General features: G+C 51.4%; 23 protein-coding genes. 7 read left to right on the top strand and 16 right to left on the bottom strand.

The window, feature by feature from the left end:
* Positions 1–3: 3 nt before the first annotated feature.
* Both BMX45_RS05940 and ligD read left to right on the top strand, forming a co-directional pair.
* Complete coding sequence (locus BMX45_RS05940; RefSeq protein WP_090908927.1) at positions 4–909, top strand: ATP-dependent DNA ligase; 906 nt, start codon at positions 4–6, stop codon at positions 907–909.
* Positions 910–914: 5 nt separating this feature from the next.
* Positions 915–1,832, top strand: coding sequence for a non-homologous end-joining DNA ligase (gene ligD, locus BMX45_RS05935; RefSeq protein ID WP_090908926.1), 918 nt, complete (start codon positions 915–917; stop codon positions 1,830–1,832).
* On the opposite strand, the gene BMX45_RS05930 is transcribed toward ligD, so the two are convergent.
* Positions 1,815–2,888 (bottom strand): SPL family radical SAM protein, encoded by a 1,074-nt coding sequence (locus BMX45_RS05930; protein ID WP_090908925.1) that lies wholly within the window; start codon positions 2,886–2,888, stop codon positions 1,815–1,817. The genes ligD and BMX45_RS05930 overlap by 18 nt on opposite strands.
* 228 nt (positions 2,889–3,116) lie before the next feature.
* On the opposite strand from BMX45_RS05930, the gene BMX45_RS05925 reads away from it, so the two are divergent.
* Complete coding sequence (locus tag BMX45_RS05925) at positions 3,117–3,698, top strand: TetR/AcrR family transcriptional regulator (protein ID WP_090908924.1); 582 nt, start codon at positions 3,117–3,119, stop codon at positions 3,696–3,698.
* 43 nt (positions 3,699–3,741) lie between these two features.
* Entirely contained in the window at positions 3,742–4,812 is a 1,071-nt protein-coding gene (locus tag BMX45_RS05920; RefSeq protein WP_090908923.1) for a serine hydrolase domain-containing protein, read from the top strand.
* A gap of 59 nt (positions 4,813–4,871) precedes the next feature.
* Here the strand turns inward: BMX45_RS05920 and BMX45_RS05915 are convergent, their stop codons facing one another.
* Together BMX45_RS05915 and cls are read right to left on the bottom strand one after the other, a co-directional pair.
* Positions 4,872–5,789, bottom strand: a complete 918-nt coding sequence (locus BMX45_RS05915; protein WP_015737304.1) for a YitT family protein — start codon at positions 5,787–5,789, stop codon at positions 4,872–4,874.
* A gap of 167 nt (positions 5,790–5,956) precedes the next feature.
* Positions 5,957–7,387 carry a cardiolipin synthase gene (gene cls / locus BMX45_RS05910; RefSeq protein ID WP_090908922.1) on the bottom strand — a complete coding sequence of 477 codons (1,431 nt, stop codon included), beginning with the start codon at positions 7,385–7,387 and terminating at the stop codon, positions 5,957–5,959.
* Positions 7,388–7,657: 270 nt separating this feature from the next.
* On the opposite strand from cls, the gene BMX45_RS05905 reads away from it, so the two are divergent.
* Both BMX45_RS05905 and BMX45_RS05900 read left to right on the top strand, forming a co-directional pair.
* A complete protein-coding gene (locus BMX45_RS05905) occupies positions 7,658–8,629 on the top strand; it encodes a M23 family metallopeptidase (protein ID WP_090908921.1) in 972 nt (323 codons plus the stop codon).
* A gap of 35 nt (positions 8,630–8,664) precedes the next feature.
* Entirely contained in the window at positions 8,665–9,084 is a 420-nt protein-coding gene (locus BMX45_RS05900) for a bactofilin family protein (RefSeq protein ID WP_090908920.1), read from the top strand.
* A 136-nt stretch (positions 9,085–9,220) separates the two neighbouring features.
* Here the strand turns inward: BMX45_RS05900 and BMX45_RS05895 are convergent, their stop codons facing one another.
* Both BMX45_RS05895 and BMX45_RS05890 read right to left on the bottom strand, forming a co-directional pair.
* Entirely contained in the window at positions 9,221–9,997 is a 777-nt protein-coding gene (locus tag BMX45_RS05895; RefSeq protein ID WP_090908919.1) for an ABC transporter permease, read from the bottom strand.
* Positions 9,987–10,904: an ABC transporter ATP-binding protein gene (locus BMX45_RS05890; RefSeq protein WP_090908918.1), complete on the bottom strand. Its 918-nt coding sequence runs from the start codon at positions 10,902–10,904 to the stop codon at positions 9,987–9,989. The genes BMX45_RS05895 and BMX45_RS05890 overlap by 11 nt, the downstream gene beginning before the upstream one ends.
* A 489-nt stretch (positions 10,905–11,393) precedes the next feature.
* Here BMX45_RS05890 and BMX45_RS05885 point away from each other — a divergent pair, with 489 nt between their 5' ends.
* Positions 11,394–13,187 (top strand): glycosyl hydrolase family 28-related protein, encoded by a 1,794-nt coding sequence (locus tag BMX45_RS05885; RefSeq protein ID WP_090908917.1) that lies wholly within the window; start codon positions 11,394–11,396, stop codon positions 13,185–13,187.
* A 118-nt stretch (positions 13,188–13,305) separates the two neighbouring features.
* Here the strand turns inward: BMX45_RS05885 and BMX45_RS05880 are convergent, their stop codons facing one another.
* Genes BMX45_RS05880 through BMX45_RS05830 form a run of 11 tightly spaced genes read right to left on the bottom strand, consistent with a single transcriptional unit; the run spans position 13,306 to position 25,047 of the window.
* Entirely contained in the window at positions 13,306–14,241 is a 936-nt protein-coding gene (locus BMX45_RS05880) for an LCP family glycopolymer transferase (protein WP_090908916.1), read from the bottom strand.
* Positions 14,242–14,247: 6 nt separating this feature from the next.
* Positions 14,248–14,796 carry a VanZ family protein gene (locus tag BMX45_RS05875; protein ID WP_090909525.1) on the bottom strand — a complete coding sequence of 183 codons (549 nt, stop codon included), beginning with the start codon at positions 14,794–14,796 and terminating at the stop codon, positions 14,248–14,250.
* 34 nt (positions 14,797–14,830) lie between these two features.
* Positions 14,831–16,195, bottom strand: coding sequence for a sugar phosphate nucleotidyltransferase (locus BMX45_RS05870; protein WP_090908915.1), 1,365 nt, complete (start codon positions 16,193–16,195; stop codon positions 14,831–14,833).
* Positions 16,196–16,229: 34 nt separating this feature from the next.
* Positions 16,230–17,462 (bottom strand): glycosyltransferase family 4 protein, encoded by a 1,233-nt coding sequence (locus tag BMX45_RS05865; RefSeq protein WP_090908914.1) that lies wholly within the window; start codon positions 17,460–17,462, stop codon positions 16,230–16,232.
* Between the two features lie 11 nt (positions 17,463–17,473).
* Entirely contained in the window at positions 17,474–18,763 is a 1,290-nt protein-coding gene (locus BMX45_RS05860; protein ID WP_090908913.1) for a hypothetical protein, read from the bottom strand.
* Positions 18,760–19,944 (bottom strand): hypothetical protein, encoded by a 1,185-nt coding sequence (locus BMX45_RS05855; protein ID WP_090908912.1) that lies wholly within the window; start codon positions 19,942–19,944, stop codon positions 18,760–18,762. Before BMX45_RS05855 ends, BMX45_RS05860 begins: the two co-directional genes overlap by 4 nt.
* A 56-nt stretch (positions 19,945–20,000) precedes the next feature.
* Positions 20,001–20,849, bottom strand: coding sequence for a glycosyltransferase family 2 protein (locus BMX45_RS05850; RefSeq protein ID WP_015737317.1), 849 nt, complete (start codon positions 20,847–20,849; stop codon positions 20,001–20,003).
* The gene (locus BMX45_RS05845) at positions 20,839–21,639 is read right to left on the bottom strand and encodes a glycosyltransferase family 2 protein (protein ID WP_090908911.1); all 801 of its coding nucleotides are present in this window, start codon (positions 21,637–21,639) and stop codon (positions 20,839–20,841) included. Before BMX45_RS05845 ends, BMX45_RS05850 begins: the two co-directional genes overlap by 11 nt.
* On the bottom strand, positions 21,636–23,096 hold the full coding sequence (locus BMX45_RS05840) for an oligosaccharide flippase family protein (protein WP_254777977.1): 1,461 nt from the start codon (positions 23,094–23,096) through the stop codon (positions 21,636–21,638). The genes BMX45_RS05845 and BMX45_RS05840 overlap by 4 nt, the downstream gene beginning before the upstream one ends.
* Positions 23,093–24,091: a GDP-mannose 4,6-dehydratase gene (gene gmd / locus BMX45_RS05835; RefSeq protein ID WP_090908910.1), complete on the bottom strand. Its 999-nt coding sequence runs from the start codon at positions 24,089–24,091 to the stop codon at positions 23,093–23,095. The genes BMX45_RS05840 and gmd overlap by 4 nt, the downstream gene beginning before the upstream one ends.
* Positions 24,088–25,047, bottom strand: a complete 960-nt coding sequence (locus tag BMX45_RS05830) for a GDP-L-fucose synthase family protein (protein WP_090908909.1) — start codon at positions 25,045–25,047, stop codon at positions 24,088–24,090. Before BMX45_RS05830 ends, gmd begins: the two co-directional genes overlap by 4 nt.
* Positions 25,048–25,220: the final 173 nt, after the last annotated feature.

The following is a 25,220-nucleotide window of genomic DNA, read 5'->3' as shown; positions in this document are numbered from 1 at the left end:
CGCATGGGACAGATGCAGAATTTGCTGCCGAAAGAGCCGATGGCTCCGATCTCGACGGATCAGATTACGACCGGCGAAGATTGGGGTTATCAGCTGAAATGGGATGGCGTACGCATTCTGGCCGGGCTTGACCAGAATCGCGTATCCCTGTATTCCCGCAAGCTGCTCGACAAAACATCCCTGTACCCCGAAGTCGTTCAGGCATTATCCGTCCTGCAGGATCGGCGTCTTCTCCTGGATGGCGAGGTCGTGTATTTTCATCCGGAGCTTGGCCGCCCCGTCTTTCAGAAGGTTCTTCAGCGGGAGCGTTCGCGTACGGTCAGTACGAGCGCTCCTCTGTTTACTTATGTGCTGTTCGATCTCTTGGTGGATGGCGACGAGGACTTGCGCAAGCTGCCTTATCTGGAACGTCATCATCGTCTCAAGGGGACGGTTTCCGACATTCCAGGCCTGCTGACCGCCGATCTGTTTCTTGAAGGCGAACCGTTATGGGACTGGGCGGAACAGCGCGGTTGGGAGGGCATTGTCATGAAGCGCCTCTCCTCGCCTTACCGTGAGGGCAAAAAGCATCGGGATTGGTACAAAAAGAAAATTGCCGTGAACATGGCAGCCTCCGCCGTCGCCATGATCATCAGGGAAGGTCGCGTAGCCAGCCTCGTCATCGCAGACGACGAGGGGAACTACATCGGCCGGGCTTCCTTGGGGCTCAATGAGCAAACGAAGAAGAAACTGCTGCAATATGCCGAAAACCATCGTGCCGACGCGATATGGAGATCGCTCCATACCGACCTGAAGAAAGAACAGCTGGCCTGGCTTAACCAGCCTTTATCAGTCCAGGTCACATTTCTCGAGTGGAGCCAGGATGGCATGATGCGCCATCCCAAACTCGTATCGATTGAGGGGGTGTAAACCATATGGCTCGTACCATTAAAGGCACCCTGACGATCGAGGGGCAAGAGATTCAAATTACGAATCCCGACAAACCGCTGTGGCCGGAGGCCGGCATTACCAAGGCCATGTATTTGCAAAAGCTTGCGGCCATCTCTCCGTTCTTGCTGCGGTACTGCCGGGGCAGGCTGCTCACGACCATCCGGTACCCGCACGGAGCCCAAGGCGAATCCTTCTACCAGAAAAATGCACCCGAGCCGCTGCCGCCTTTTGTCCAGACTTATGTGCACGAAAATATTAACTACGTGCTGCTCAACGGGCTGCCGGAACTGCTCTGGCTGGGGAATCTGGCTGCGCTTGAGTTTCACCCTTCCCTGCATCTGGCAGGCAGCCATCTGCCCTGCGAATGGATGATCGATTTGGATCCCACGCTCCCGGAGGAGCCCCGGATTATGGAGGCGACGGCCATTGTAGGGGACGTGCTCAGCTCCCTGGGCCTGTCCTCCGTCCCGAAAACCTCGGGAGCGACCGGAGTGCAGATCATCGTTCCGATTCCGGAAGGCGTAACGTTCGATGAACTTCGAACGGTTGGCCAATTCGTGGGCCAATACGTGACGGAGAAGTTCCCGAAGCTGTTCACCATCGAGCGGCTGAAGAAGAACCGCGGCGATAAAATCTACTTCGATTATCTTCAGCACTACAGCGGAAGGACGCTCGCCGCTCCTTATACCCCGCGGGCCCGGCGGCTCGGGACCGTCTCCACGCCGCTCACGTGGGACGAAGTCCGCCAGGACGTTTCTCCCACGGAGTTTCACCTGCTGAACATCGAAGAACGGCTGAGGGAAAAGGGCGACCTGCTGCAGACCCTGCCGCCCCAACCGATCGAAAATGTCATCCGGCATCTGAAGCCAAAGGGTAAGGCAGCGTCAAAAAGGAAAGGATAGCTGCTCAACATCGGGAGTTAGTTCCTCTCCGGAAACCGGGGCCGCCGGTTGAGGAAGCTTCCTTGGACGTACAGGAGCAGCCCATTCCCCCGCAGGGTTATCGTTGGCCCCTTCATCCGATGTATCATTCTCCGAGGCTGCAATCGGTCCGGATCGGTTGACGGCAGCAGGTGCCCCCATGGTCAATCCGCTCAGCCCATATTCGTTCAACAGCCTGGACGCCATCGACTTGAAGGAACGAACGTAATGCTCTTCCGCATAAGCCCCTTGTCCATATAACTCGCGGTAGGATTGAACCACCTCGGGGAAGTGGTATTTCAGTGTTTCGAGGTACCATTTCTTCACGTCGCGCGACAGTCTCAGCAAGGAGATCATCGCAAAGGAAACGCCTCTTCCCTTTGCCTGGGACAAGAGCTCCTTCAGTTCCGGCTCCTCGTCCGTCAAAAAGGGCAGCACAGGCGCCGCAAACAAGCCTGTTCTAATGCCAGCAGCCGATAATCTGTGAATCGCATCAAGCCTGGCCTCCGGATGAGGCGATGCCGGCTCCAGCTTCCGGATGACGTCCCCGCTCAGCGTGTTGAGACTCATGTTGACGGACACGTTCTCCATCCGGGTCAAGATATCCAAATCCCTCAATACGAGCGGAGAACGCGTCGTAATGCTGGTAGAAATGCGGTATTTAGCGAGCAGCTTCAGACATTCCCGCGTAAGGGTCTCCTTGCCCTCGATCGGCTGGTACGGGTCGGTTGCCGTTCCGATCGTCACCTGTCCGATCGATCTCCGCATCGCTTCAATGTCATAGTTAAACTTCCTCGCCGCGCTCGACAGCTGCTTCTCCAACGCTTCCGCCGCATTCGACTTCATAAAAATATGGTGCTGGAACTCGTCTTCCGCTCCCATCCCGATAAACGATTGAAATGCGCGGGCGTAGCAAAAGCTGCAGCCATGTCCGCAACCTCGATACGGATTGATGGACCAATCGAAGGGCATCCGCTCTTCCTTCACTCGGTTTAATGTTTGCTTGGTGGTTATGCGTTCATATTGCGTACGAGCCATTCCGCTTCCTCCTCCCTGGACCTGCCATGCTCTATGTCATTATTCTTTATTTTAACAAACATATGTTCTTATTATAAGTGGGTTTTACTGGATTTACAAATCATGATTCCATGAACGCTTCATGAGAATCGGATTGAAATCGGTCCAATTACTCATTATAATCAATATATATCAAGTGATATATATTGATCGTTCTACATATGAATAACTTAAGGAGCTGTAGACATCATGGCACCAAAAACGAAGTTTACCAAACAAGATATCGTGCTAGCCGCGTTCGACATTGCCAAAACGGATGGCATCGAGTCCATTACGATCCGAAAAGTAGCCGAACGTCTCGGCAGCTCCATCGCGCCGATCTATGTCAATTTCAACGACGTCCAGGAACTGCTTCAGCAGGTCGTCGAAAGAGCCTTCCATGTGGCCAGAGGCATGATCATGGAGCAGCAATCCGGACAGCCGTTCCGGGATATCGGCATGGCAAGTCTCCGCTTTGCCAAGGAATATCCCGTGCTTTATCCGGACCTCATGATGAAGGACAATCCCCATATGAAGAATACGCCGGAACAACTGGGCGAGGTGATCGGATTAATGAGGCAGGATCCGGAGCTCGGCGGATTTTCGGATCAGGAGCTGCAATCTATTTTATTGAACATGCAGGTGTTTCAGACAGGTCTCTGCGTCATGGTGGCAAACGATCTGTTCACGAAGAACGTGGATGACGAGCAGATGATGAATATGATGGACGAAGCCGCTGAAGCGTTCATACGTGCTGCGCGTGCTCGGAAACGTGAGGAGAACGGAATCTAACTAAAAGAACGAAAAATTACGGTTCGCGGGAGGTAGAACGGGAATGGGAACACCCCTGAAACAAGCGGTTCTGGATGCATGTGTGACTCAAATCGCCAATAAAAGAAATGTGTTTAGCACGGTGATGTGCGTCGAGGACCAGGAGCGGTCATTGTCCATAGTCGGCAGCGGAGGTGATATGCAGCCTGACGACCGCTATTTCATTGCCAGCGTGACCAAGTTGTACGTGACTGCCGTACTCTTGAAATTACGCGCCGAGCGGCGGCTGGAGCTCCATGATCCCATTGGCAAGCACCTGCCCGAAGAGATTATGACCGGGCTCCACAGGTTTAAGAACAGGGATTACGGCGAAGAAATCACCGTTCAGCATTTGATGTCCAATACGTCCGGCATCCCGGACTATTTCTCGGAAACCGTCTTCTCGAATCTGATCGCCGGGAAGGATCGAGCTTGGAGCCTGGACCAAGTCCTGGCCGCGGCCAAAAGGAAAACGCCTAAATTCAAACCGGGACAGCAGAAAAAAGCCCAATATTCCGACACCAACTATCGGCTGCTTGGCCAAATCATCGAGAATATCAAGGGCGAATCCATTCAGGCCGTATTCCAGGAATACATCTTCGACAAGCTCAAGCTGACGCAAACCTATTTTTATCATGACCCGGAGGATGCGTCCCCCGTTCCGTTCCATTACAAGCAGAAGCGACTGGACCTTCCCTTGTATATGGCATCAGTCGGTGCGGAGGGCGGGATCGTCTCCACGGCAAGGGAAACGATGACGTTTTTGCGGTCCTTTTTTAACGGGGATTTGTTTCCGCTGGGTGATTTGGGGGAGCTCCAGAGGCAGTGGAACTTCCTGTTTGCTCCCGGCCCCTTCTTCTATGGCATCGGCATTTCAAGACAGCCGCTATCTCCTTTCAGTCTGGGACGCGGACTCATCGGCCACTGGGGCCAATCCGGGGCATTTGCCTTCCATCACCCGGAGTCGGGCCTCTATTTCACCGGAACCGTGAACCAGGCCGTCGGTCAATCCGCCGCCGTGCAGGCCATGTCGCGAATCATTCGCCATTATTTGCGCGAGAAGAAGGCGCTGCGCCTGCAAGCCGATACTCTTTAAACAAAAAATGGCTCCGCCCGCGCTAACTCTCGCACCGGGTGGAGCCTGAAATGATTGTATTAATGGATTGCCTTTTTCTTAAAGCGGCCGCCCTTCACATCATGGATGTTGCCGACGGCTACGAAGGCCTGGGAGTCCCAGTCTTCCACAATGGATTTGAGCTTTGCTTCTTCCAGGCGAGTGATAACCACAAAGATAACCTTCTTGCTGTCTCCGGAATAAGCGCCCTCGCCTTCGAGGTAGGTTACGCCGCGTCCCAAACGCTGGGTCAGCGCATCACCGATCTCCTTATGCTTATCACTGATAATCCAAACCGATTTGGATTGATCAATGCCTTCAATGGTAATATCGATCAATTTAAACGCAAGGTAATACGCAATCAGCGAGTACATGGCATGGTCCCAGCCGAAAATGAAACCTGCGCTGCCTAGAATGAATACGTTGATGAACATCACGATTTCGCCGACGGAGAACGGCGTTCTCTTGTTGATCAGAATGGCCACGATTTCCGTGCCGTCCAAGGAACCGCCGGACCGGATAACAAGGCCGACCCCGATTCCGAGAAGCACGCCGCCGAACACGGCCGCAAGCAGCGGATCGATCGTGATCGGATCGACGGGATGCAGGAAATAAGTGCCGACGGACATGACCAATACGGCGAACAGCGTGGATAATGCAAAGGTTTTTCCGATCTGTTTATATCCCATAAACAAAAACGGAAGATTGAACAAAGTCAGGAATACACCCAGCGGAATATCGGTGATATGGGAAACCATAATCGAGATTCCGGTAATCCCTCCGTCAATAATCTTGTTCGGCACCAGAAAGATTTCCAGCCCTACTGCCATCAAAATCGCGCCGAAAGTTAAGAACACCAGACGGCGGAGAAGCTTCAAGGTCGCTGAGCCTGCCTTGGGATTCTCCGGCTTCTGCTGCTCCGCTTTCACTTGCGCCAGAATCTTCACATCACTTGACATAAATCTCCCCCGTTCAACTTTATGAAACTAAGCTAATATATATTTATAAGTGGATCCTATATAAATATTCTATCATATAAATAAAAGCGGGACATAGATTTTTCGCAGTTTATCCTGCTTTTTACTCGGATTTCCGTCATTCTCACATCTCATGTAAAATATTACTTTTACAGCAATGGCGACAGCATCCTGCACATAATTTCGGCCGCTTTCTGCCATCTTCCGCGCTGACGGAAACCCTCCGCATCAATAAGCCTGCTATGTTGCAGATCTTCCTTAAAATCCGAAACCAACCGCTCAATAGGCAGCCGATCGAACAGTACGGCCGTCAGCTCGAAGTTACAGAAGAAACTCCGCATATCCATATTCGCCGTACCGACCGAACCGAGAAGCTCGTCCACAATGAGCACCTTGGCATGGATGAACCCTTTTTCATACTCGTAGAACTTGACTCCCGCTGCCAGCAGCTCTTCCACGTAGGACAAGCTTGCCATCTTGACGAGGCGGGAATCGGCGTGATCCGGAATAATGATCCGTACGTCCACGCCGCTCACCGCAGCCGTCTTCAGGGCTTCATAAATACCTTCATCGGGAATGAAATACGGCGTGGTGATCCATATCCGTTCTTTGGCCACGGAAATCGCCCCGAAGCACATTTCCTGAATGGCATTCCAGTTCAGATCCGGTCCGCTGCTCAATATCTGCACTTGCTCCTCCCCGGTGCATTGATGCTCCGGAAACAGCCCGAAATCCGCAATGCGCTCTCCGGACGCGAGCTTCCAATCGTGCAGAAACACATTTTGCAGAAAATAGACCGCATCCCCCTTTATTTCCAGATGCGTGTCGCGCCAGTAGCCCATATTCGGATATTCGCCAAGATAGTCGTCCCCGACGTTAATGCCGCCCAGAAAACCGATCGTGCCGTCCACGACGACGATTTTGCGGTGGTTCCGGTAATTGATTCTACGGCTGAACATCGAGACCATGGCGGGCAGGAAGAAATAGAACTCCACTCCCGATTCTTTGAAGCGTTGAATGAATGTTTTCTTGAGTTTATAACTGCCCAGCCCGTCACAAACCAGGCGCACCTTGACGCCTTCCTGCGCTTTTCGAATCATGACGTCCTGAAACTTCGTGCCGATCCGGTCATGGCGAAAGATGTAAAACTCCACGTGAATGTGATCCTTGGCCTCCTCCATGGCGTTCAGCATGGCCTCATACGTCTCTTCCCCATCGGTCAACACCCGGCTTTGATTACAGCCCGTGATGGGACTCTCCGACAAGTGATTGAGCAGATTGAACAAACGGTCATTATGATGAAAGCCGGGATTGTTCATATCTCCTTTTCTTCGGACGACCGCCGCCCGATCCCACAAATGTGCCCTGATTTCCTGAAACAAACGGGAACCCCGCTTGCGAATCTTCAATCGTTTCTGATAATCCTGCGCCACAAAGAAATAGAGTACAAACCCGATAAAGGGGAGGCAAAATAAAATAAACAGCCATGCCACGGCCTTGGACGGATTTCGAAACTCAAGCAGCAGCACCGCAACCATCTGCAAAATAAAAGTAATAAGTGCAACCAGAAGCCACACCATATCGGCAGCCTCCTCACGATGAATAATATATTGAGCAGCCCTTTGTCAAAACGTTTGAAATGAAAGACAAGCAATTAACTACACTACATCATTGACCAATTCCATATGTATTTATTCAATTACCCAATGCGGCGCCATACTGAATAAGTTCTCTTATCTAATAATTTTTGACATGTTCTTCGAAAGAATAGAATACATACTAGATAAGGAGTTGGCCAAGTCTAGCGGGTGCCCTTGTAAACCATAAATAATGCATGGAAGGGAGATGCCATGAAAACCGCACGCCGTAAACAACGCTTAACCTTGCTGGTGCTTCAGGATGCCCAGCATTCAGTCAAACAGGTCCATCTGTCCAAACCTTTGATGATAGCGGTGCCCGCGGCCGCTATTTTGTCCATCGCCGGACTGATCGTTTCCCTCCAGATCCAGTCGGCTCAGACCATCTCGGGGCTGGAGCAGCAGTTGACGCTGAAAAGCCTGGAAGCCTTAAAAATGGAAGTGACGGTCACCGATAAGAATGAAGCCATCGAACGCCTAAATAAAGCGATCATTCAGCTATCGGGTGAAGCAGAGCAAACGAAGGTCCAGATGGAGCGCGTTCAGCAGCTGGAGCAGGAGCTTCAGCAGTTTATTGAGAAGCACGGCAGCCTGTCCGGCCAGACCTCCTCCATCGCTGACGGGGATAAGCAGCATGTCGGCGGTGAATTCATTGCCGTTCATGAGAATGAAATGTTAAACCTCGCCAGGGAGACCCGGGATGATTTCGAGAACATGCAGCAGTTGATTTCACGCATGGAGCAGCATATTCCGCGTACGCTGGATCAGGCCCAGGAAACCCAGGAAAGGCGTGAGGGCACACCTTCATTATGGCCGACCACCTCCAAGCGGCTCACCTCGAATTTTGGTTATCGTAGCGATCCTTTTACCGGCCGTTCGGCCTATCATGCCGGCATCGATATTGCCGGGAAAACCGGCGATCCTATCTATGCCGCAGGCGCCGGCGAGGTGAAGGCAGCGGAACGCGGCGGAGCGCGGGGGCTGTATATCGTCATCAGGCATCCGAATGGTCTGGAGACGTGGTACATGCATCTGGACAGCCTGGACGTGTCGGCAGGCGATCATGTCGAGCAGGGCGAAACGATTGGCAAGCTGGGCTCCTCCGGGCGAAGCACGGGCCCTCACCTTCATTTCCAGGTCGTCAAAAACAATCAGACGATTGACCCTTTGCCTTATCTGCAATAAACACACCGTCCATTTTCGAATAGGAGGAATGACATATGAAGAAGAAAAACAAGAAGAAACGGGCATCAGAGCGGACCGATACGCTGATCGGGCCAGGAAGCGAAGTGGAGGGCGTCCTGCAATGCGAGGATGACCTGAGGATCGACGGCCGCTTTAACGGCTCCATCGAAAGCCAAGGCTGCGTCACCATAGGCGAAGCCGCGATTGCCCGCTCCAATATTTCCGCTCGGGAAGTCATCGTGGCCGGCAAGGTTTATGGGGATGTGACGGCGGAAAATAAACTGACGATTACGACAACGGGGCAAATGTACGGGGATGTTCATGCCGCTTCCCTGATCGTTATGGAGGGCGGGCTTCTTCACGGGGCAAGCCGGATGGACCAGCAGACCTCATCTCAGGAAGCCTCGGAACCCACTGACGCCGCACTGCCCCTCAAGCGTCCGGAAGCAGGCTAACCCGGCGTATGGACGACCATCCGAATTCGAACACGATATCCGCTTCGGCCGGATCCTACAGCCGACACAATCAAAGAGCCCCTTCTCATCCATGTAATCCACACGGCGGAAGGAGCTCTTTTCTCATCGTTTTGAATTATGCTTCTACGTCTCTCTTGGTGAAGGCCAGCCACGAGACCAGCATGAACAGTATGCAATAGACGGCCAAAATCGCTACGGAAAAGCCCAGCCCCACGCCTCCCGGCCCGACGGACGAGCTGATGTACCCGCTCAGATCGGTGTGAAGAAAGAGCAAATACTTCGCCCATACAAACCGCTCCGGGTTAAAGATAAAACCGAAGATATCCTTGGTGAACAGGACCAGCAGCGATAACCCAATCGCAAGGCCGCCTGAACGGAACACCGTGGAGAGCATAAATGCAATCAGCGAAATGACAAACACCTGGATCGTATCCGTCAGCAGGAGCAAGAGGGAATTGCTCATGGGCGATCCATCAAATCCGTCCGAGAATCCGGCATTGCCGGAGAACAGCAGCATCGAGACAGCGATGCCCACCACCATGGTGATTCCCGCACAGAGCAGCCCGAACAGACACAAGGCCGCGAATTTGGATAACAGAATCTTCCCCCGGCTCCACGGCCGGATCAGCAGCAATTTGATGGTGCCCCCGCTAAATTCCCCGGCCACGATATCCGCGGCGATGACAACCGTGAAGATCGCGCTGAGGTATATGGTGAAACTCTCCGTCCAAGTGAACACGGTCCAGACATCCATCGGCGCATCCGTCAAGTACAGCATGACAGGCATGGCCGCATTAAATAAGACAAGTATGCCCATCATGACCCATGTCCGCACGCGGTAGTAAATTTTCATATTCTCATTGGCAACAAGACGGGGAAAGTTATTCAACAAGAGATCCCCCTCCCGTCATTTCCAAAAATTGATCCTCCAGCGACCGGGTTACCGGCTGTATGGCATATACGCGTATGCCCGCTTCGACCAATGCCGCATTGATGTCCGCAATCATATCCCGGTCACCGCGAACAAGGATGCGATGCTCCCGGGCTATCGGCTGGTAGTTCTGGAGGAGCGCTGCGGCGGCATCCGCATCGCTGACGGTAAATGCCGTCTCTTCAAACATCCGCTCTCCCTCGTCCGTGCGAAGCTGCCGGATATCGACCAGCTTGCCGTGACGGATGATCCCGACGGTATCGCACATCAGCTCCATTTCCGACAGCAGATGGCTGGATACGAATACGGTGGTCCCTTCCTCCTGCGTCAATCGCCGCAAATAATCACGCAGCTCCCGAATGCCCTGCGGGTCCAAGCCGTTCGTAGGCTCGTCCAGGATCAGAAGTTTGGGCCGGTGCAGCAGCGCCTGTGCCACCCCGAGCCGTTGGCGCATCCCCAGCGAATAGGTCTGCACCTTCTCATGGATCCGGTTCCCGAGCCCGACGAGTTCCACCACTTCGTCGATACGCTCCTTCGTAATCCCCTGCATCATGCGCGCAAAATGCTTCAAATTATTGTAACCGGATAAAAACTTGTACATTTCCGGATTCTCGACGATCGCCCCGATTTGGGCAGCAGCCTGCTCATAATTTTTCCGAATGCTGTATCCTCCAATGGTTATGTCCCCTTGGGTAATGGACATCAGCCCAACCATCATGCGAATGGTCGTCGTCTTGCCTGCCCCGTTCGGCCCGAGGAATCCGAAGATTTGCCCAGGTGCGATATCAAAGGTCACATCATCTACCAGAACCTTCGACGATATTTTCTTCGTAACCCCGAGCAGTCTTACCAGCGGTTCCTGCTTCATGTGAATTCTCCTTTGCCCCTAACGAAACAAGATCAATATTCCCCATTATACACAATACCAGACATGAGTCTAATAGACTCCGCTCCAGGCCGTCTGAATCAGCCCATCATTCAAAGGTCCTGCGCCATGTAAAATAGCTCATTGGATGCAGCCGTTTTACAGTTTCCACATATCCCCATAGGCATATCGTATCGATAAAAACCGGTTTTAAACACGCTGACTCCCTCGATCATCGACACGATCCGCCGACAACATATACAATACATTTTCAGTTCATTTTCCATGAATGTTCCACTCCCAATGAGAAATGGCTTGATATAATGGTTGTTGATACAGAATGTATCCTAATAAATTTGCACTCTTTTGTCAAACGAAAACATAATATTTCCTGGATATTTAAGGACAATTAGGTGAATTGGCATCACTCCATCCGATGCTTGATCATATTTTGTATGAGGATAACATTCCGACAGATGGGAGGGTACGAAAATGCCTGTACTGAACAGTCAAGCCAATGTGAAAAATTTCGGCGCAAAAGGTGATGGCGTTTCAGATGATACGATAGCCTTCCAACAAGCGATCCAAGCGTGTGCCTCCGGTGCATATTCCGTCATCTATATGCCTAAAGGCCGATATCGCATCACGCAAACCTTGGTATTACCGAAACAGGAAAGGCCCAACACCAACGCCACCCAAGGAATTGGACTTACCATCTACGGGGACGGAATGTATGACAGCGGTATTATTTATACGGGTACAGACTATGCCCTATACAGTGATAAAGACATGGCCGAGACTATCTTATTTAGAGATTTTTATATTAACCACGCTGCGGGCGGAGGCATCTATCTGCCTCAGGGCGCACACCAAATGTTTGAGCGTTTCTTCTCAAGCGCATGCGGTGAAGGAAAATTCGGGGTTTATATTCAGGGGATGCGAAGCGGGACGAATCCCACCTCGGGCTATGGAGGCTATATGATCTCGTTTCGCGATTGCCGTTTCTGGCAGGAGACGGGTTACTTGGGTACGGGCTTAAAGTTAGAGGATATTGTGTTGTGCACAACGATTGATAGCTGTTTCTTCTCAAGGTCTGTGCGAAATTACCCCCATCTGGAAATTGTGAATTCGGACAGCATTCATATTACGTCAACGGCCTTCGAAAGGAGCGAACAAACCGTCCCCCCCGCTTCTCCTGCAGAGGGACGCACCGAGGAAGATGTCATGAGGGATGCGAAAGCGGCGAATCATGTGATGACCGCTCCACTCATCAAGCTGGATAATGCCCGTGCCGTTTCGATCGAAGAATGCCACGCGGAAGCGACCTATGAAAGCTTTGTGGGAATTTACGGACATACGTCAGGCGTGTGGATTGACGGATGCCGTCTGGATCACTACGCGATCACGGATTACAATCCCAATAAAGGATACATCGTTACCGTAGATCCGGGTTCTACGGCATCGCAGGATATCATCCTCGGACCGCGTAACTACCGGATTCAAGCCAATCACCCCAATACGACACACGGCACGCTTATCAAGGACCCTGTCGGCTGCGTAGTTGTCGAGAATATCGCGGACCGGACATCATTTCGGGATGCATTCTATTTAACGGAACGACGTACCGTACCTTATATCGGCTCCTCTGGTCATAACCTGCTTCGAAACCCGTCTCTCAGCGCCATGTTTACGAATGATGTCCCGTATTCCGTCGAACCTGACCCCGGCTTTGCCTTTAAACAAGCGGCTCCATCCGGCTGTATCGTCACCCAAAGTTCGACCGGCTCAAAGACCAAGCTCCGTATGAGAACCGTAGAACGTCTGCATAAGCATGAATATTACACCTTCGTGCTGTCAGGCACGAACCTGTCGGGTAAATCAACGCCGCTATTTATTGATATCGGCGGGGACACCAACGATCTGACTCTTATTCTTCCTTCCGGCTCCGAACGCTTTACCATTACGAAAACGTTCAAGAAATACTACACGGACATCGTCGACCTCGTGGTATACGAGCCGCTTAATCTCCAAGTCCATTCGATATTCGTGCTGCCGAATCTGGTAAATAACATTCCTTACGGGGAGGAAACGATCGCGAGTTCGGCTGTCTTTACCGAATTGGTTCGCTCCAGCAGCATGATCCTCAGTCCGTTGCCTGCGATACCGGCTGCTTCTGCTGCCCACCGCGGCCGAATCATCATGGTTGAGGACAGCAACGGGGTTGATTCGCTGTATATTTGCAAACAGCGTTCAAAGGGCGTCCATACCTGGATCAAGCTGGGTTAATCGGCGTGGCGATAATCTATGCAATAAAGCATAAAGAGGGTGAAGACGCTAACGTCTTCACCCTCTTTACCCCGCTATTTCATTGTCAGAGCCATTAAGCATCCCTGCATTCATCGTCTCATTCGTTTCGATCCATATGCTCTTTTAGCAGTTGATGGATACGCTGGCGTTCCTTCTCGCTCACTTGATAATACCAGACTCCGCCGATCTTCTGCCCGCCTCCCTGAATTTCGATCTGTTTGATAGTTTTCATATCCTGGCGATAGTCGGTAACAAACGTCTTCATTTCATCAAATCGGACGTCTGTCTTTACGCTTGACCCGACCTCCTTAAGCAAAGCTTCAAGCTTGAAGACCGTTGACACGTCAAGCGCGCTGTTCAACACTTCTTTCACGATTTGACGCTGCCTGGAGTTCCTGCCTAAATCACCGCGGGGATCCTCATAACGCATCCGTGAAAAAGCTAATGCTTCCCGGCCGTTCAAATGCAGCCGTCCCTTAGCGAAATGATGGCCCTCATAATCAAATGCCAATGCGTTATCAATATCGACTCCGCCAAGCGCGTCTATGATGTTCGCAAAGCCCTCCATATTGACTTTGACGTAATAATTCACCGGAAATCGGAGCCATTCCTCAACGGTCCGAACGGACATTTGGATGCCTCCGAACGCATAGGCATGATTAATTTTGTCCTCCGTGCCGCGGTCCGCGATGACTGTGCGAGTGTCTCGAGGAATGTTAAACATCAGGATCGACTGTTTCGACGGATTGACGGACAGCATAATCATCGCGTCCGACCTTCCCCGGTCATTCGGGCGTTCGTCTACTCCCAGCACAAGCACCGTAAAGGGCTCGCGCCGATCAATATCCGCCGTCTGGATCTCCTGCAGGATGGGATCGGCTGTTATATAAGCGGGAGGCGGCGAGGGTTCCCGCTGCTCATAAATATGTTCAGCCGTCGCTTTGACGGATTGGTACACATACACACCATAACCGCTTGCCAACACGGTCAAACTCACGAGCGCTCCCGCCGTAATCTTCAGCCATTTTTTCATGCCTCGTCATCCTTTCCGGTCTAACACTTCCCTTGGCCTTGATTTCATAGACCTCCAATATGTATATGCACTGACCAGCATTATTCCGACCAATGCGGCAATCGAATCCAGGACAACATCCTGTGCCTTAAAGATGCGGTATCCCGATGTGCTTTGATGCAGCTCGTCGCTAACGGCATACAACGCGCACAAGCACCATGACACAGGTATGACTATGCTAGCCCTGATTCGCAGCAAATTCGTCAACAGCAGCAGCAACAGGCCTCCAAGGACGAAGTATTCCCCGATGTGGGCTGCCTTTCGGATAAAGAATTCAACAAAGCCGGGCACGCCCTTGGCATCGATGCTGACAATCTCTCCGGCATAAGTAAACGAAACCCATGAAAACCAATGTTCAATCGCCGCTGATGGCAAGTGCTCCTGCAGCCACGGCCTTAGATCCTGCTGCTGGTACGACTGGGAGGAGAAGAAAAAAATGATGCTCATCCAAACGAATACGATGACGATGATAAACAGGAGCCTCCTGCTCCTGTAGCTGCTTTTGTTTCTGCCCACGGCATTCTCCCCCGTCATGAAATTACCTTTGTCCTTAGACGAACTGGGTCATCTCTTCCCATTGAAAGGTTAACCGGATCGTATCCTCCTCTGATACTTCGGTACCGGATTGAACCTCTATGAATTCAAGATCTTCAAGCGCGCGAATCCCATGCAAGGTGCCGGCGGGTATTTTGAGCACATCCCCAGCCTGAACGGACTTTACCTGGTCTTGAATGCAGACTTCACCTGTACCGCTGGTGATCGTCCAGTATTCTTCGCGATGCAGATGATAATGATAGCTGGAGTTCTTTCCAGCATCAATCCGAATCCGCTTGGTAAGAACCTCGTGTCCGTTCTTATGCTTTTGCAGATCGAGTACACGGTACCATCCCCAGCGGCGTTCCTCATACATGGGCCGTTGTTCGATATGAGAAATAAATTCCTTCAACCGCGGGCTGGATGATTTCTCGGTAACCAGGATGCCGTCTGCGCCTGTGGCTACCACGACATTGGAGAGTCCCAGCACCGCTACCGGAATATCCAGTTCATTAATCAAATGGGTGTTGTAGCAATCGTCGCTAAGGGTCCCTTTCCCGTTGATCGGCGATGGAATCTCCTCTGTAAGCGTGTTCCAAGTTCCTAGATCCTTCCAGCTCCCTTCATAAGGAACCACCACGACGCGCTGAGCCTTCTCGATCACCTCATAATCGAAGCTAATCTTCGAGAGCCTGGTATACTGTTTGGACATTTCCTCATATTGAATCGGCAGTCCCTTATCGATCAGAAGCTGGATCAGATAGTCCAGCTTAAAAGAGAATACGCCGCAGTTCCAATAAGCGGATTGAGCGATGTATTGCGAAGCCTGCTCTTCGCTTGGTTTTTCTTTAAAGCTTTTTACGTTGCGGTACTCGGCCGAGGCATCCTCCGTCTGTTCAGGGAGAATATAACCGTACTTCTCCGAAGGATAGGTTGGCTTGACCCCCATAAGCGCTATATCCGCTCCGGACTCTTCCAAAACGCGATCCAAAGAAGATAATGTATGAAAGAACGGCTCCTCCACAAAAGGATCTACCGGCAGTACGGTAACGGTTTCCTGTAAATTGACGTTGGCTATGGAATACAGATACACGGCGGCTAGCGCGATCGCAGGGAACGTATCTCTGCGCTGCGGCTCTACGATGATCGGCACCCTGCCGGGAAGCTGATTTCGAATAATTTCAATCTGCGATATGCCTGCGGCAATAAAGGATGAATCCGCCAGGTTGCTCCTCTGCAATTGCTTCCAAACGCGCTGCACCATGGACTCGGATTCTCCTTCTTCTCCAGGGAGCACCTTAAGGAACTGTTTGGAACGAAGCTCGTTGGAGAGAGGCCACAGACGCTTACCCGAACCGCCGGACAATAAAATAATCTTCATCTTACTACTTCCCTCCATCCTTTTATCACAGCGTCTATATGGACTGCAGGAGCGTCCGGTATTTGTCGATGGACTGAGCCTTGGCAAGATACCGTTCCAAATACAATCTTCCGCCACGTCCGGTCAATTCCAACGTTTCCGTACCGCATGCATACATATTCGCTATGTGCTGCGAGATTTCGCGGTATTGTTGCGGTTCCACAACGACGCCGCATCCGCTTTCCTTAATAAGGACGGCGGCTTCGCTTCCTTGCTCGAGAACGCCTAGTATCGGCTTGCCGGCGGCCATGACACCGTAGATTTTGCTTGGAACCGAGACGCCCTTGATCCCTTTCTGATTGACGACCAAATGGACATCCGCAGCGCACAGAGAGTATTTGATGTTTTCTTTAGGCTGAAACGGAAGGAACCGAACATTCCCCAGTCCATTCTCTTCCACATATCGCTGCATCTCAGGCTTCATGGCGCCATCGCCGATAAAAACGAACAGGATATCCGGATGATCCTTAAAATCCGAAGCGACCCGTATAATGTTCTCCAGATCGTAATAAAGACCGAGATTCCCCGAGTACATCACGATAAACTTCCCCTGCAGATCATGATCTTTCAAAAACTTCGACACGTTAGCATCGCTGCGGGGCAGCGGCGTGATATCCTGCTCGTCAGTCCAGTTATTAATTACGCTGTTGCTCGGTACCCTGCGTCCACGAAAGCGGCTGTTCAGCGTCTCTTGCATGTCCTGTCCAACCGTGATGATATGGTCGGCTATGCGGCAACTCAAATTATCCATTCTCTTGGCCAGACGAAACAGCCATTTTCGATTCGTGTAACTGATAGCTTCGGCTTGCTCCGGATTAAAATCCATGATGTTATAGACGAGTTTTCCGCGTTTCAGCACCTTGCCGATGGCGCCAATCAATCCACCTATAATCGGAGGAGAAGATATCGTATAGATGACATCCACTTTCTTAATGCGAAGCAATGCGATAACAGCTAATAGAAAATAGGAGAGAATAAACAGGATGCGGCTGAATTTGCTTCGCTTATTCACTTGAGGAGTACGAAGACGGATAATCCGTATACGTTCCAGTTGATCGTATTCAAACATTCTTTTCTTCTGGACGTGGTTTACGTTTTCCGGCTGAACGGCGATAACCGTCACATCAAAATCATGCTGGAGCTCCAAACAAAGTTCAGTTAGCAGCTGCCCGGACGAAGCATAATCCGGATGAAAATAATTGGCCACAAACACGATTTCTTTTTTCATTTCATGTCCCCTTACTGTCCTGGAATGTTCTTTTCGCCGCCTGAATGAACGCTACCGGGATCCTTGTGTATCAAACAGATCATGGTAAGGATCATTCCGTACGACAAGGTTTTATAGCTGACCTGAAACAACAACCCGATAATGATAGGTACAAAGGCTGCCAGCATGTAGGGGAGCATGGTGATCGTAAACCGCTGAAGAGCCCTATACAGGATCCAGATCAGATAAGTCATCAACACTGCAATCCCGATCAGCCCTCCCTTGAGCAGGAAAAAGCTAACCGCCGAATGAGTGTAGGATACAAGAATGTTGTTTACCGCTGGATCGTGAAACAGGCCTCCCCACCCCACTCCCAGCAGCATGGAATACGGAGAGGCAGACGTTTCAGCCAGTACGGCGGCGAGCTCATCCGTCTTTCCGTTCGCGCCGAAATCCTCCTGTTTGGATACCAACAATTCAAATGAGTTGGATATCTGCTCCTGGGCAAGCATCCCTGCGGCGATAAGAATGATCAGACCGATGATCAGCTTATTCATCGATTTGCGCGAGCTTACGATGAAGTAAACGGCAAAGCACAGCATAGCTAGCGCAAGCGGCGCGCGCTGCGCAACGGCCATGAGAGACCCGAGGGCCAGGAAACCGCCAATCAGCATCACGAGGCTCCCCAGCCAGCGAAACGGGCTGGAGCTTTTCCATGTATGAACCGCCATGATGGGAAGAAATACGCCGGCAAACGAAACGCTGGGATCATACGGAAGATACAGAAAATTATCAAAGTAATACATTCTGCCCACTTCCAGAGGGGAAATCTGTACAACCACGTAGAATCTGATGGATAAAATAACGCCCATTACGGAGATGATCCAAGGCAATATCGCAAGCCAATTGAGCGTTGAGCGTTTCATTGCCGGCAAGAGCAGGAGCGGAACGAACAGATATACGCACGGAATCAAATCGCGAATAATATCCGTCATATCCCACCCATAAACGACACCGCCGTTCAGAAGCCCGATCCACAGCAAAAAGAAGAAGCCGACATGAATAACGACAGGCACGGTACCGTAATGCCGATATAACGAGAAACCGCCGCCCATAACAATGATTCCGGTCGGGATCGATACAAACAAGATCAGAAGAACAGCAATCAAAGCTTCCGCGATGCCGGGCTCCGCTGGAAAAGGGGAACTGAACAAGGCATATAACAGCAATGCTGCTATAAATCCGAATCCCCCCAAGTTGGCCACTGAGCTTCTGCCCCGATTATGCAATGTATCAGCAGGGAAACTCAGATTGTGATTCATGGGATTGACTCCTTATCTTTTAAGATCAGAACGGTGAGGAGCATTCCGTAGGAGAGCGTCTTGAAACTGGGCTGGAACAACAATCCGATCATGATCGGAACCCCGGCTCCAAGCATGTACGGGAGATTCTGCATGTTTACGCGCTTTAAGCACTTCCATATAATCCAGCTCAGATAAGCCAAGAAGACAGTAATGCCGATAACTCCTCCCTTTAACAGGAAGAAGGTAAACGCCGAATGAGTAAACGAGACCTCGGACATGTAGGTCGGATCAAAAAACAGTCCCCCCCAGCCTATACCAAGCAGCAGCGTATACACCGACTTGGACGTTTCCTGAAGCACAGCCGCCAATTCATCCGTCTTCCCGTTCGCTCCGTAGTTCACCTGCTTGGATAACAGCAAATCAAACGAGCTCGTGATCTGCTCCTGGGCCAGAATCCCGGCTCCTATCAAGATCACGATAATGACGATCAACTTCCGTACAGACCTTCCGGAACTTACGCCGAAATACACCGCAAAGCATAGGGCAGCCAACCCCAGAGGGGCCCGCTGCGCTACGGCCATGAGCGAACCTAACGCCAAAAAACCGCCGATCAGCATGGCCAGGCTGCTTAGCCAGCGGAGCGGATTCGTGCTTTTCCACGTATGCACGGCCATAATCGTCAGGAAGACGCCGGCAAACGATACGCTCGGGTCATAGGGCAGATACAGAAAATTATCAAAATAATACATTTTCCCGATATCCAGCGGCGAAATGCGAACTTCCATATAGAATCTGATGGATAAAATAACGCCCATTACCGCGATGAGCCACGGAAGAATAGACAGCCATTTGAATTTGGAACGATTCATTGCGGGAAGCAGCAATAAAGGGACAAACAAATATACGCATGGAATAAGATCACGCAGTATATCCGTTGAATCCCAACGATATATGACGCCTCCATTCAGCAGCCCCAGCCACAACAGCACAAAAAAGCCCAAATGCAGCGGCATGGGGACGGTGTCATATCTGCGATACAGCGTAAAACCGCCGCTCATGACCAGAATTCCTGTCGGAAGCGAAACAAACAATATCAGCAGCGCCGCGATCAGCACTTCCGTCATGCCGGGATTGGCTGGAAAAGGCGCGCTGAAGATCGCATAAATCAAGAGGGCCAGAATAAAGGCAAGCCCCCCCATAATTCCTCCTCCAGCCGGGACCGGGGACAACTGATTACCGATAGCAGTACGGCTGTTCATGTCCCCTGGCTTACTTTCCGGAGCTCCGACATCTTGATTCCGATCTGCCAGTAATAAACCGAACGTGCGAAAGCATAGTGGAAGCCGGCGGAACCATCGAGAAAGCCAAGCTTAATGATATAAGAGTGTATAAATGCAACCGCCCACTTCAAAGGCATTCGGTCGAACAGTTTCTTCTGGAGGCTTCGGATGAAAATTTGGGATTCGTTCAGGTTTCGAAAACCGCCATTGGTGCGCACCACCGCCTCCCAATCCGAATAACGGTTATGCTTCGCAAAATAATCGAACAAGGAATCGTGATCATAGTGCACCATACAACTGCTGAGCACCCCGGTACTTCCGTCAATCTGGGGCTGATAATGCCCTTCCACTTCCCACATGTTCGACGCCGACAGATCGTCATGATCCAGAAATCTGCCTAAACGACGGTGGAACAATACCAGCTTATACATCCTGTGCCCGTGCTTCAGCACCTTGTTCATGAATACATAGTCATACGCCACGAAATAGCCTGCCGCCAAATCCCGCTTTTCTTGAAACAACCCCTCCATCTCGGCGACCAGCCGGGGGGTGGCTTCTTCATCCGCATCCACGTAAAACACATAGTCATTGCGGAACGGCAGCTCCTCAAGACACCATTGCTTTTTCTTCGGATATTGGCCATTCCATGTAAAATTGATGACATGTGCACCCATTTCCCGTGCAATGGCACATGTTCGATCCGTGCTGTTGGAATCCACGACGAACACCTCGTCAAAAGCGGACACCGAAGCCAAGCACTTGGCTATGTTTTTTTCCTCGTTCTTCGTCATGATAATGACGGACACCGGGATTTTATTTTTCATAGGAAAAGCGCACCCTCTTATAGAATTTAGGAAAGCTATGTTTAACCAAACGAACGCCCCATTGCAGCAGCGCGATCGCAGCGCGGAGGACGACTGGCATCCCGAGAATGGTTTTGCGGATAAACCACTGATCCCGTTGGCCTTGTTTATGCTGGGTTTGGGAGATACCGCCCTGCTCAAAAATGCATATGGGTTTACGGAGGTACGCTGCGGTCCCTCCCTGCAACAAGAGTTCCGCTGTCAGGGCATAATCCGCTCCGATCGGGTATTCCAGACGATACCTGATGCTGCTCAAGCTTCCCCGCCTGAAAGCCATGGATTGGTGATGCGTGAACATGCCGTACCACATGCGCTTATGACTGCGGGCCGTCTTATACAACAGTTCACCCGACCGCGCTTCTTCAAGCGCATCGCCATACAGCAAATCCGGGAGATGATGCTGGATAGCTTGCACACGAAGCCGTTCGCCAATCGTATCATCATAAAATCGATCGCCGGAATTCATGAAGACAACATACTGGCCATTGCAACATTCCAGCCCTTTATTCATCGCATCGTATATCCCTTGATCCGGTTCACTGACAAAGGACACTCGTTCATCTTCAATATTCTGAAGAAAAGCCAGCGTGCCGTCATCCGAGTTGCCGTCAACGACGATCCATTCGAGCGAGCAGGATTGCGACTTCACGCTTTGCCACGTTTTGATCAGACCCTGTAGATTATTTCTGCAGACCGTGACTACGGAGAGAAAAACTTCAGATCTGTCTTCTACCCATTGAGTCCGTATCATTTGTAACTGGCTCCCTTTAATCGAACTTGCTGTTCTATGTTTTTGTTCCTGCCCGCCAGACGCATCAACTGACGTATCAGATCAACGGGATGGAAATGCACCGAAATGCCGAGTCTTCGCCGCACCTCTACCCACATCCAACCGTTCTGCGCAAGCAAACCGCATACCATCACGACGGCAAGCGCAAACGGTCCCCATGCATGAACGACCGTCACGGCCGCAATTACCGTCACGACACTGGTGATCAGCGTGATTCTCAACATGGCCCGCTCATGGCCGGTTAAGGTCAGAAGGAGTCCTGACGGGCCTGCAAATAAATTGATGAGCTGACCCAGCGACAAGACGGCCAGAATGGCATGACCTGAGCCATAGGCAGATCCGAATGCCAATTGCAGCACCTGCTCGCCCATCAGCATAAAAACCATTCCAATGAGGATTGCGGGCAGCGTAGATATGCCAACAATGATCCGGCCGGCATTTTGAATGCTCGGGAACTGGCCGCTGCCGAAATACTTGGAAATGATGCTTGTCATCAGCGTATTCATCAACACGACGAAGAAATTAAGCACGGCCATTAAGCGTACGGCTGCACCGTAAATCGCCACTTCGCTCTCATCGTAAAAAACGCCCAGAATCCAGATATCGCTAGAGGTGAGCATAAACAGCGCGACGTTCGAAGCCATCATCGGGAGAGAGACGGCAAGCAGCTGCCGGGCGTTTGGTCCATGATCTGCGGCCGGCTCATTCGTTGGGTTCCGGAACCCTCCCTGGAGAAGCTTCAGCAATCTCCAACCGGCGACGATGCAGCTAATCCCCATGCAGACCGTAACCAAGATGAGCGCATGCTCCAACGATAATGATGAACGCCCCAGCCACATCAACAACCCTAAACCTGCCAGCATCAGAAAGTTGGACAAAACGCCGCTAAACAATGTAGCCTGCCTCACATCACCGTGTCCCCGAAAGGTTTCGGCCATTACATTTTGCAGAACCGTTAACATGATCCACAGCCCGGTCCATAACGCAGCGGATGCCATAATTTCCGAGCCCAAAACCCCTCGAAGCAGCGTCAGCTGCAGCAATGTATACAGTATGCCTGTACCGGCTGCTCCGATCATCGCAATCTTCAAAGACAGCAGCGCGGTCTTACGGGCCCATGTCTGCTTTCCTTTCTCCCTCTGCTCGGCCAAAAAACGTATGATGCTCTGGTTCAAACCCAGCGTGCCAACCACGCCGCCAAAAAAGGCGATATTGAAAGCCATCAAATAGGCGCCGAAGGCTGCCGTATTGAGTACCCTGGACAGTAGGATATTAATGAGCAGCGCGGACCCTGCAAAGAATGCCCGCCCTGCAAATATCCACAAACCGCCGTTGACCGTTCGATTACGGGTGAGTTTGCGAAGATCGTGAAACCTTTCTAACTTATGCCGCGTGCCGGACGATCGTTTGCTTCTCACACGTATGCCGCCGACAGCGCTTCTTGGTATTTGATCTCTGCGCGCACCCGCTTCATGTCCTCGTCTACCATCATCTTAATCAGCTGTTCAAAGCTGACCTCAAGCTCCCACCCGAGCTGCTCTTTAGCTTTTGTGCAATCGCCAAGGAGCAGGTCAACCTCTGCAGGACGCACGAATTCGGGATCAATGACGACGTAATCCTCGTAATGCAAGCCCACGTAAGAGAAGGCGACCTCGAGGAGTTCCCTTACGGTGTGCATTTCGCCCGTTGATATCACGAAATCGTCCGGCTGCTCTTGCTGGAGCATGAGCCACATGGCTTTGATATAATCCCCTGCAAATCCCCAATCCCTCAATGCATCCAGATTCCCCATTCTCAGCTCCTGCTGCAAACCATGTTTGATCCGGGCAACGGCATCCGTAACCTTCCTGGTAACGAACTCCAATCCCCTTCTGGGCGATTCATGATTAAATAAAATGCCGGAGCATGCGAACATCCCGAAACTTTCGCGATAATTCACCGTGATCCAATGGCCGTATACCTTGGCTACCCCATAAGGGCTCCGGGGATAGAAAGGCGTTGTCTCTTTCTGAGGCGTTTCCACGACCTTGCCAAACATTTCGCTGCTGGACGCCTGATAGAAACGCGCCTCCGGCTTCACCAGCCGGACCGCCTCCAGCATATTGGTTACGCTGATCGCCGTCATTTGGCCCGTTGCCAGCGGCTGCGGCCAAGAAGCGGCTACATAGGACTGGGCTGCCAGGTTATACACTTCGTGCGGATCGGCGATACGGACCGCTTCGATTAACGAGGCGAGATCGGTCAGATCCCCGGATATCCAGTGAATCTTATCTTTAATATGGATCACGTTCTCGTAATTGGGTGTGCTGGTCCGGCGGCGCAATCCAAAAACCTCGTACCCTTTGCTTAGAAGAAACTCAGCCAAATACGAACCGTCTTGACCGGTAACGCCGGTGATTAATGCTCTTTTCATATCGATCCTCCAACGGATTTACTGTAGATCTGTTGCGATTCTAAATAGTGCTCATAGGTTCGGGCCAATCCTTGCTCAAGGCTGATCGACGGCTTCCAGCCAAGGGCCGTCAGCTTGCTGACATCCACCAGCTTTCTGGGTGTACCGTCGGGCTTTGAGGCGTTATAGACAAAACTTCCGTCATAACCGACAGCGGAGGCTATGCTCTCTGCAAGTTCACGGATGGACACATCCTCTCCGCAACCGATATTGACAATTGAATTCTCCTCGTAATGCTTCATCAGGAACAAACAGGCATCGGCAAGATCGTCGGCGTAAAGGAATTCGCGCTTCGGCTGACCGGTACCCCAAATTTCCACCTCGCGTTGACCTGTCTCCTTGGCCTCATGTATCTTGCGCAGCAGCGCGGGAAGAACATGCGAGGTTTCCAGATCGTAGTTATCGTTCGGGCCGTATAAGTTCGTAGGCATAGCCGAAATGAACCGGGTACCATACTGCCGATTGTACGACTGGCACATCGTGATTCCCGCGATTTTGGCTACGGCATAGGGCTCATTGGTGGGCTCGAGGGCGCCGGTCATCAAATATTCTTCCTTCATTGGCTGCGGAGCCAGTTTGGGGTAGATGCAGGTAGACCCGAGAAAGAGCAGTTTTTTTACCCCGTACCGATAGGAAAGATCTATGATATTATTCTGGATTAGAAGATTGTCCCGTATGAAATCCGCTGGGTAATCCCGGTTCGCAATGATGCCGCCGACTTTGGCGGCGGCTAGAAACACATACTCTATCCCTTCACTGCTGAAGAAGCGTTCCACGCGATCACGTTCACGCAAGTCCAGCTCCTGGCTGGTACGGGTAACCAGGTTGCGATATCCTTGCAACTCCAATGCCCTGACTATGGCAGATCCCACGAGACCGCGATGACCAGCCACATATATTCGGGAATCCAAATTCATAACCGCCATCTCCTTTTAAGTGGTTGTTCAAAAAGCCCGCCTTTGATCACGAAGTGAATCAGGAAGCCACTCGGCATCGAATCTTGAATTCAGCCGGGCCTTCCGGTGCTCACGTACAAACTACGTACGCTCCGCTCCTGACGTCCCTAGCTTCATCCAACCTTCTCGGTGCT

This window comes from Paenibacillus sp. cl141a, from assembly GCF_900109305.1.
In the GTDB taxonomy this organism is placed as follows: Bacteria; Bacillota; Bacilli; order Paenibacillales; family Paenibacillaceae; genus Paenibacillus_AQ; species Paenibacillus_AQ lautus_A.
This window is presented reverse-complemented; position numbering and strand designations above follow the sequence as displayed.

Bases quoted from the DNA above. Each gene is read 5' to 3' on its own strand.
- BMX45_RS05940 (WP_090908927.1), top strand. From the start codon at position 4: ATGGGACAGATGCAGAATTTGCTGCCGAAAGAGCCGATGGCTCCGATC.
- ligD (WP_090908926.1), top strand. From the start codon at position 915: ATGGCTCGTACCATTAAAGGCACCCTGACGATCGAGGGGCAAGAGATT.
- BMX45_RS05930 (WP_090908925.1), bottom strand. From the start codon at position 2,888: ATGGCTCGTACGCAATATGAACGCATAACCACCAAGCAAACATTAAAC.
- BMX45_RS05925 (WP_090908924.1), top strand. From the start codon at position 3,117: ATGGCACCAAAAACGAAGTTTACCAAACAAGATATCGTGCTAGCCGCG.
- BMX45_RS05920 (WP_090908923.1), top strand. From the start codon at position 3,742: ATGGGAACACCCCTGAAACAAGCGGTTCTGGATGCATGTGTGACTCAA.
- BMX45_RS05915 (WP_015737304.1), bottom strand. From the start codon at position 5,789: ATGTCAAGTGATGTGAAGATTCTGGCGCAAGTGAAAGCGGAGCAGCAG.
- cls (WP_090908922.1), bottom strand. From the start codon at position 7,387: ATGGTGTGGCTTCTGGTTGCACTTATTACTTTTATTTTGCAGATGGTT.
- BMX45_RS05905 (WP_090908921.1), top strand. From the start codon at position 7,658: ATGAAAACCGCACGCCGTAAACAACGCTTAACCTTGCTGGTGCTTCAG.
- BMX45_RS05900 (WP_090908920.1), top strand. From the start codon at position 8,665: ATGAAGAAGAAAAACAAGAAGAAACGGGCATCAGAGCGGACCGATACG.
- BMX45_RS05890 (WP_090908918.1), bottom strand. From the start codon at position 10,904: ATGAAGCAGGAACCGCTGGTAAGACTGCTCGGGGTTACGAAGAAAATA.
- BMX45_RS05885 (WP_090908917.1), top strand. From the start codon at position 11,394: ATGCCTGTACTGAACAGTCAAGCCAATGTGAAAAATTTCGGCGCAAAA.
- BMX45_RS05880 (WP_090908916.1), bottom strand. From the start codon at position 14,241: ATGAAAAAATGGCTGAAGATTACGGCGGGAGCGCTCGTGAGTTTGACC.
- BMX45_RS05870 (WP_090908915.1), bottom strand. From the start codon at position 16,195: ATGAAGATTATTTTATTGTCCGGCGGTTCGGGTAAGCGTCTGTGGCCT.
- BMX45_RS05865 (WP_090908914.1), bottom strand. From the start codon at position 17,462: ATGAAAAAAGAAATCGTGTTTGTGGCCAATTATTTTCATCCGGATTAT.
- BMX45_RS05860 (WP_090908913.1), bottom strand. From the start codon at position 18,763: ATGAATCACAATCTGAGTTTCCCTGCTGATACATTGCATAATCGGGGC.
- BMX45_RS05855 (WP_090908912.1), bottom strand. From the start codon at position 19,944: ATGGGGGGGCTTGCCTTTATTCTGGCCCTCTTGATTTATGCGATCTTC.
- BMX45_RS05850 (WP_015737317.1), bottom strand. From the start codon at position 20,849: ATGAAAAATAAAATCCCGGTGTCCGTCATTATCATGACGAAGAACGAG.
- BMX45_RS05845 (WP_090908911.1), bottom strand. From the start codon at position 21,639: ATGATACGGACTCAATGGGTAGAAGACAGATCTGAAGTTTTTCTCTCC.
- gmd (WP_090908910.1), bottom strand. From the start codon at position 24,091: ATGAAAAGAGCATTAATCACCGGCGTTACCGGTCAAGACGGTTCGTAT.
- BMX45_RS05830 (WP_090908909.1), bottom strand. From the start codon at position 25,047: ATGAATTTGGATTCCCGAATATATGTGGCTGGTCATCGCGGTCTCGTG.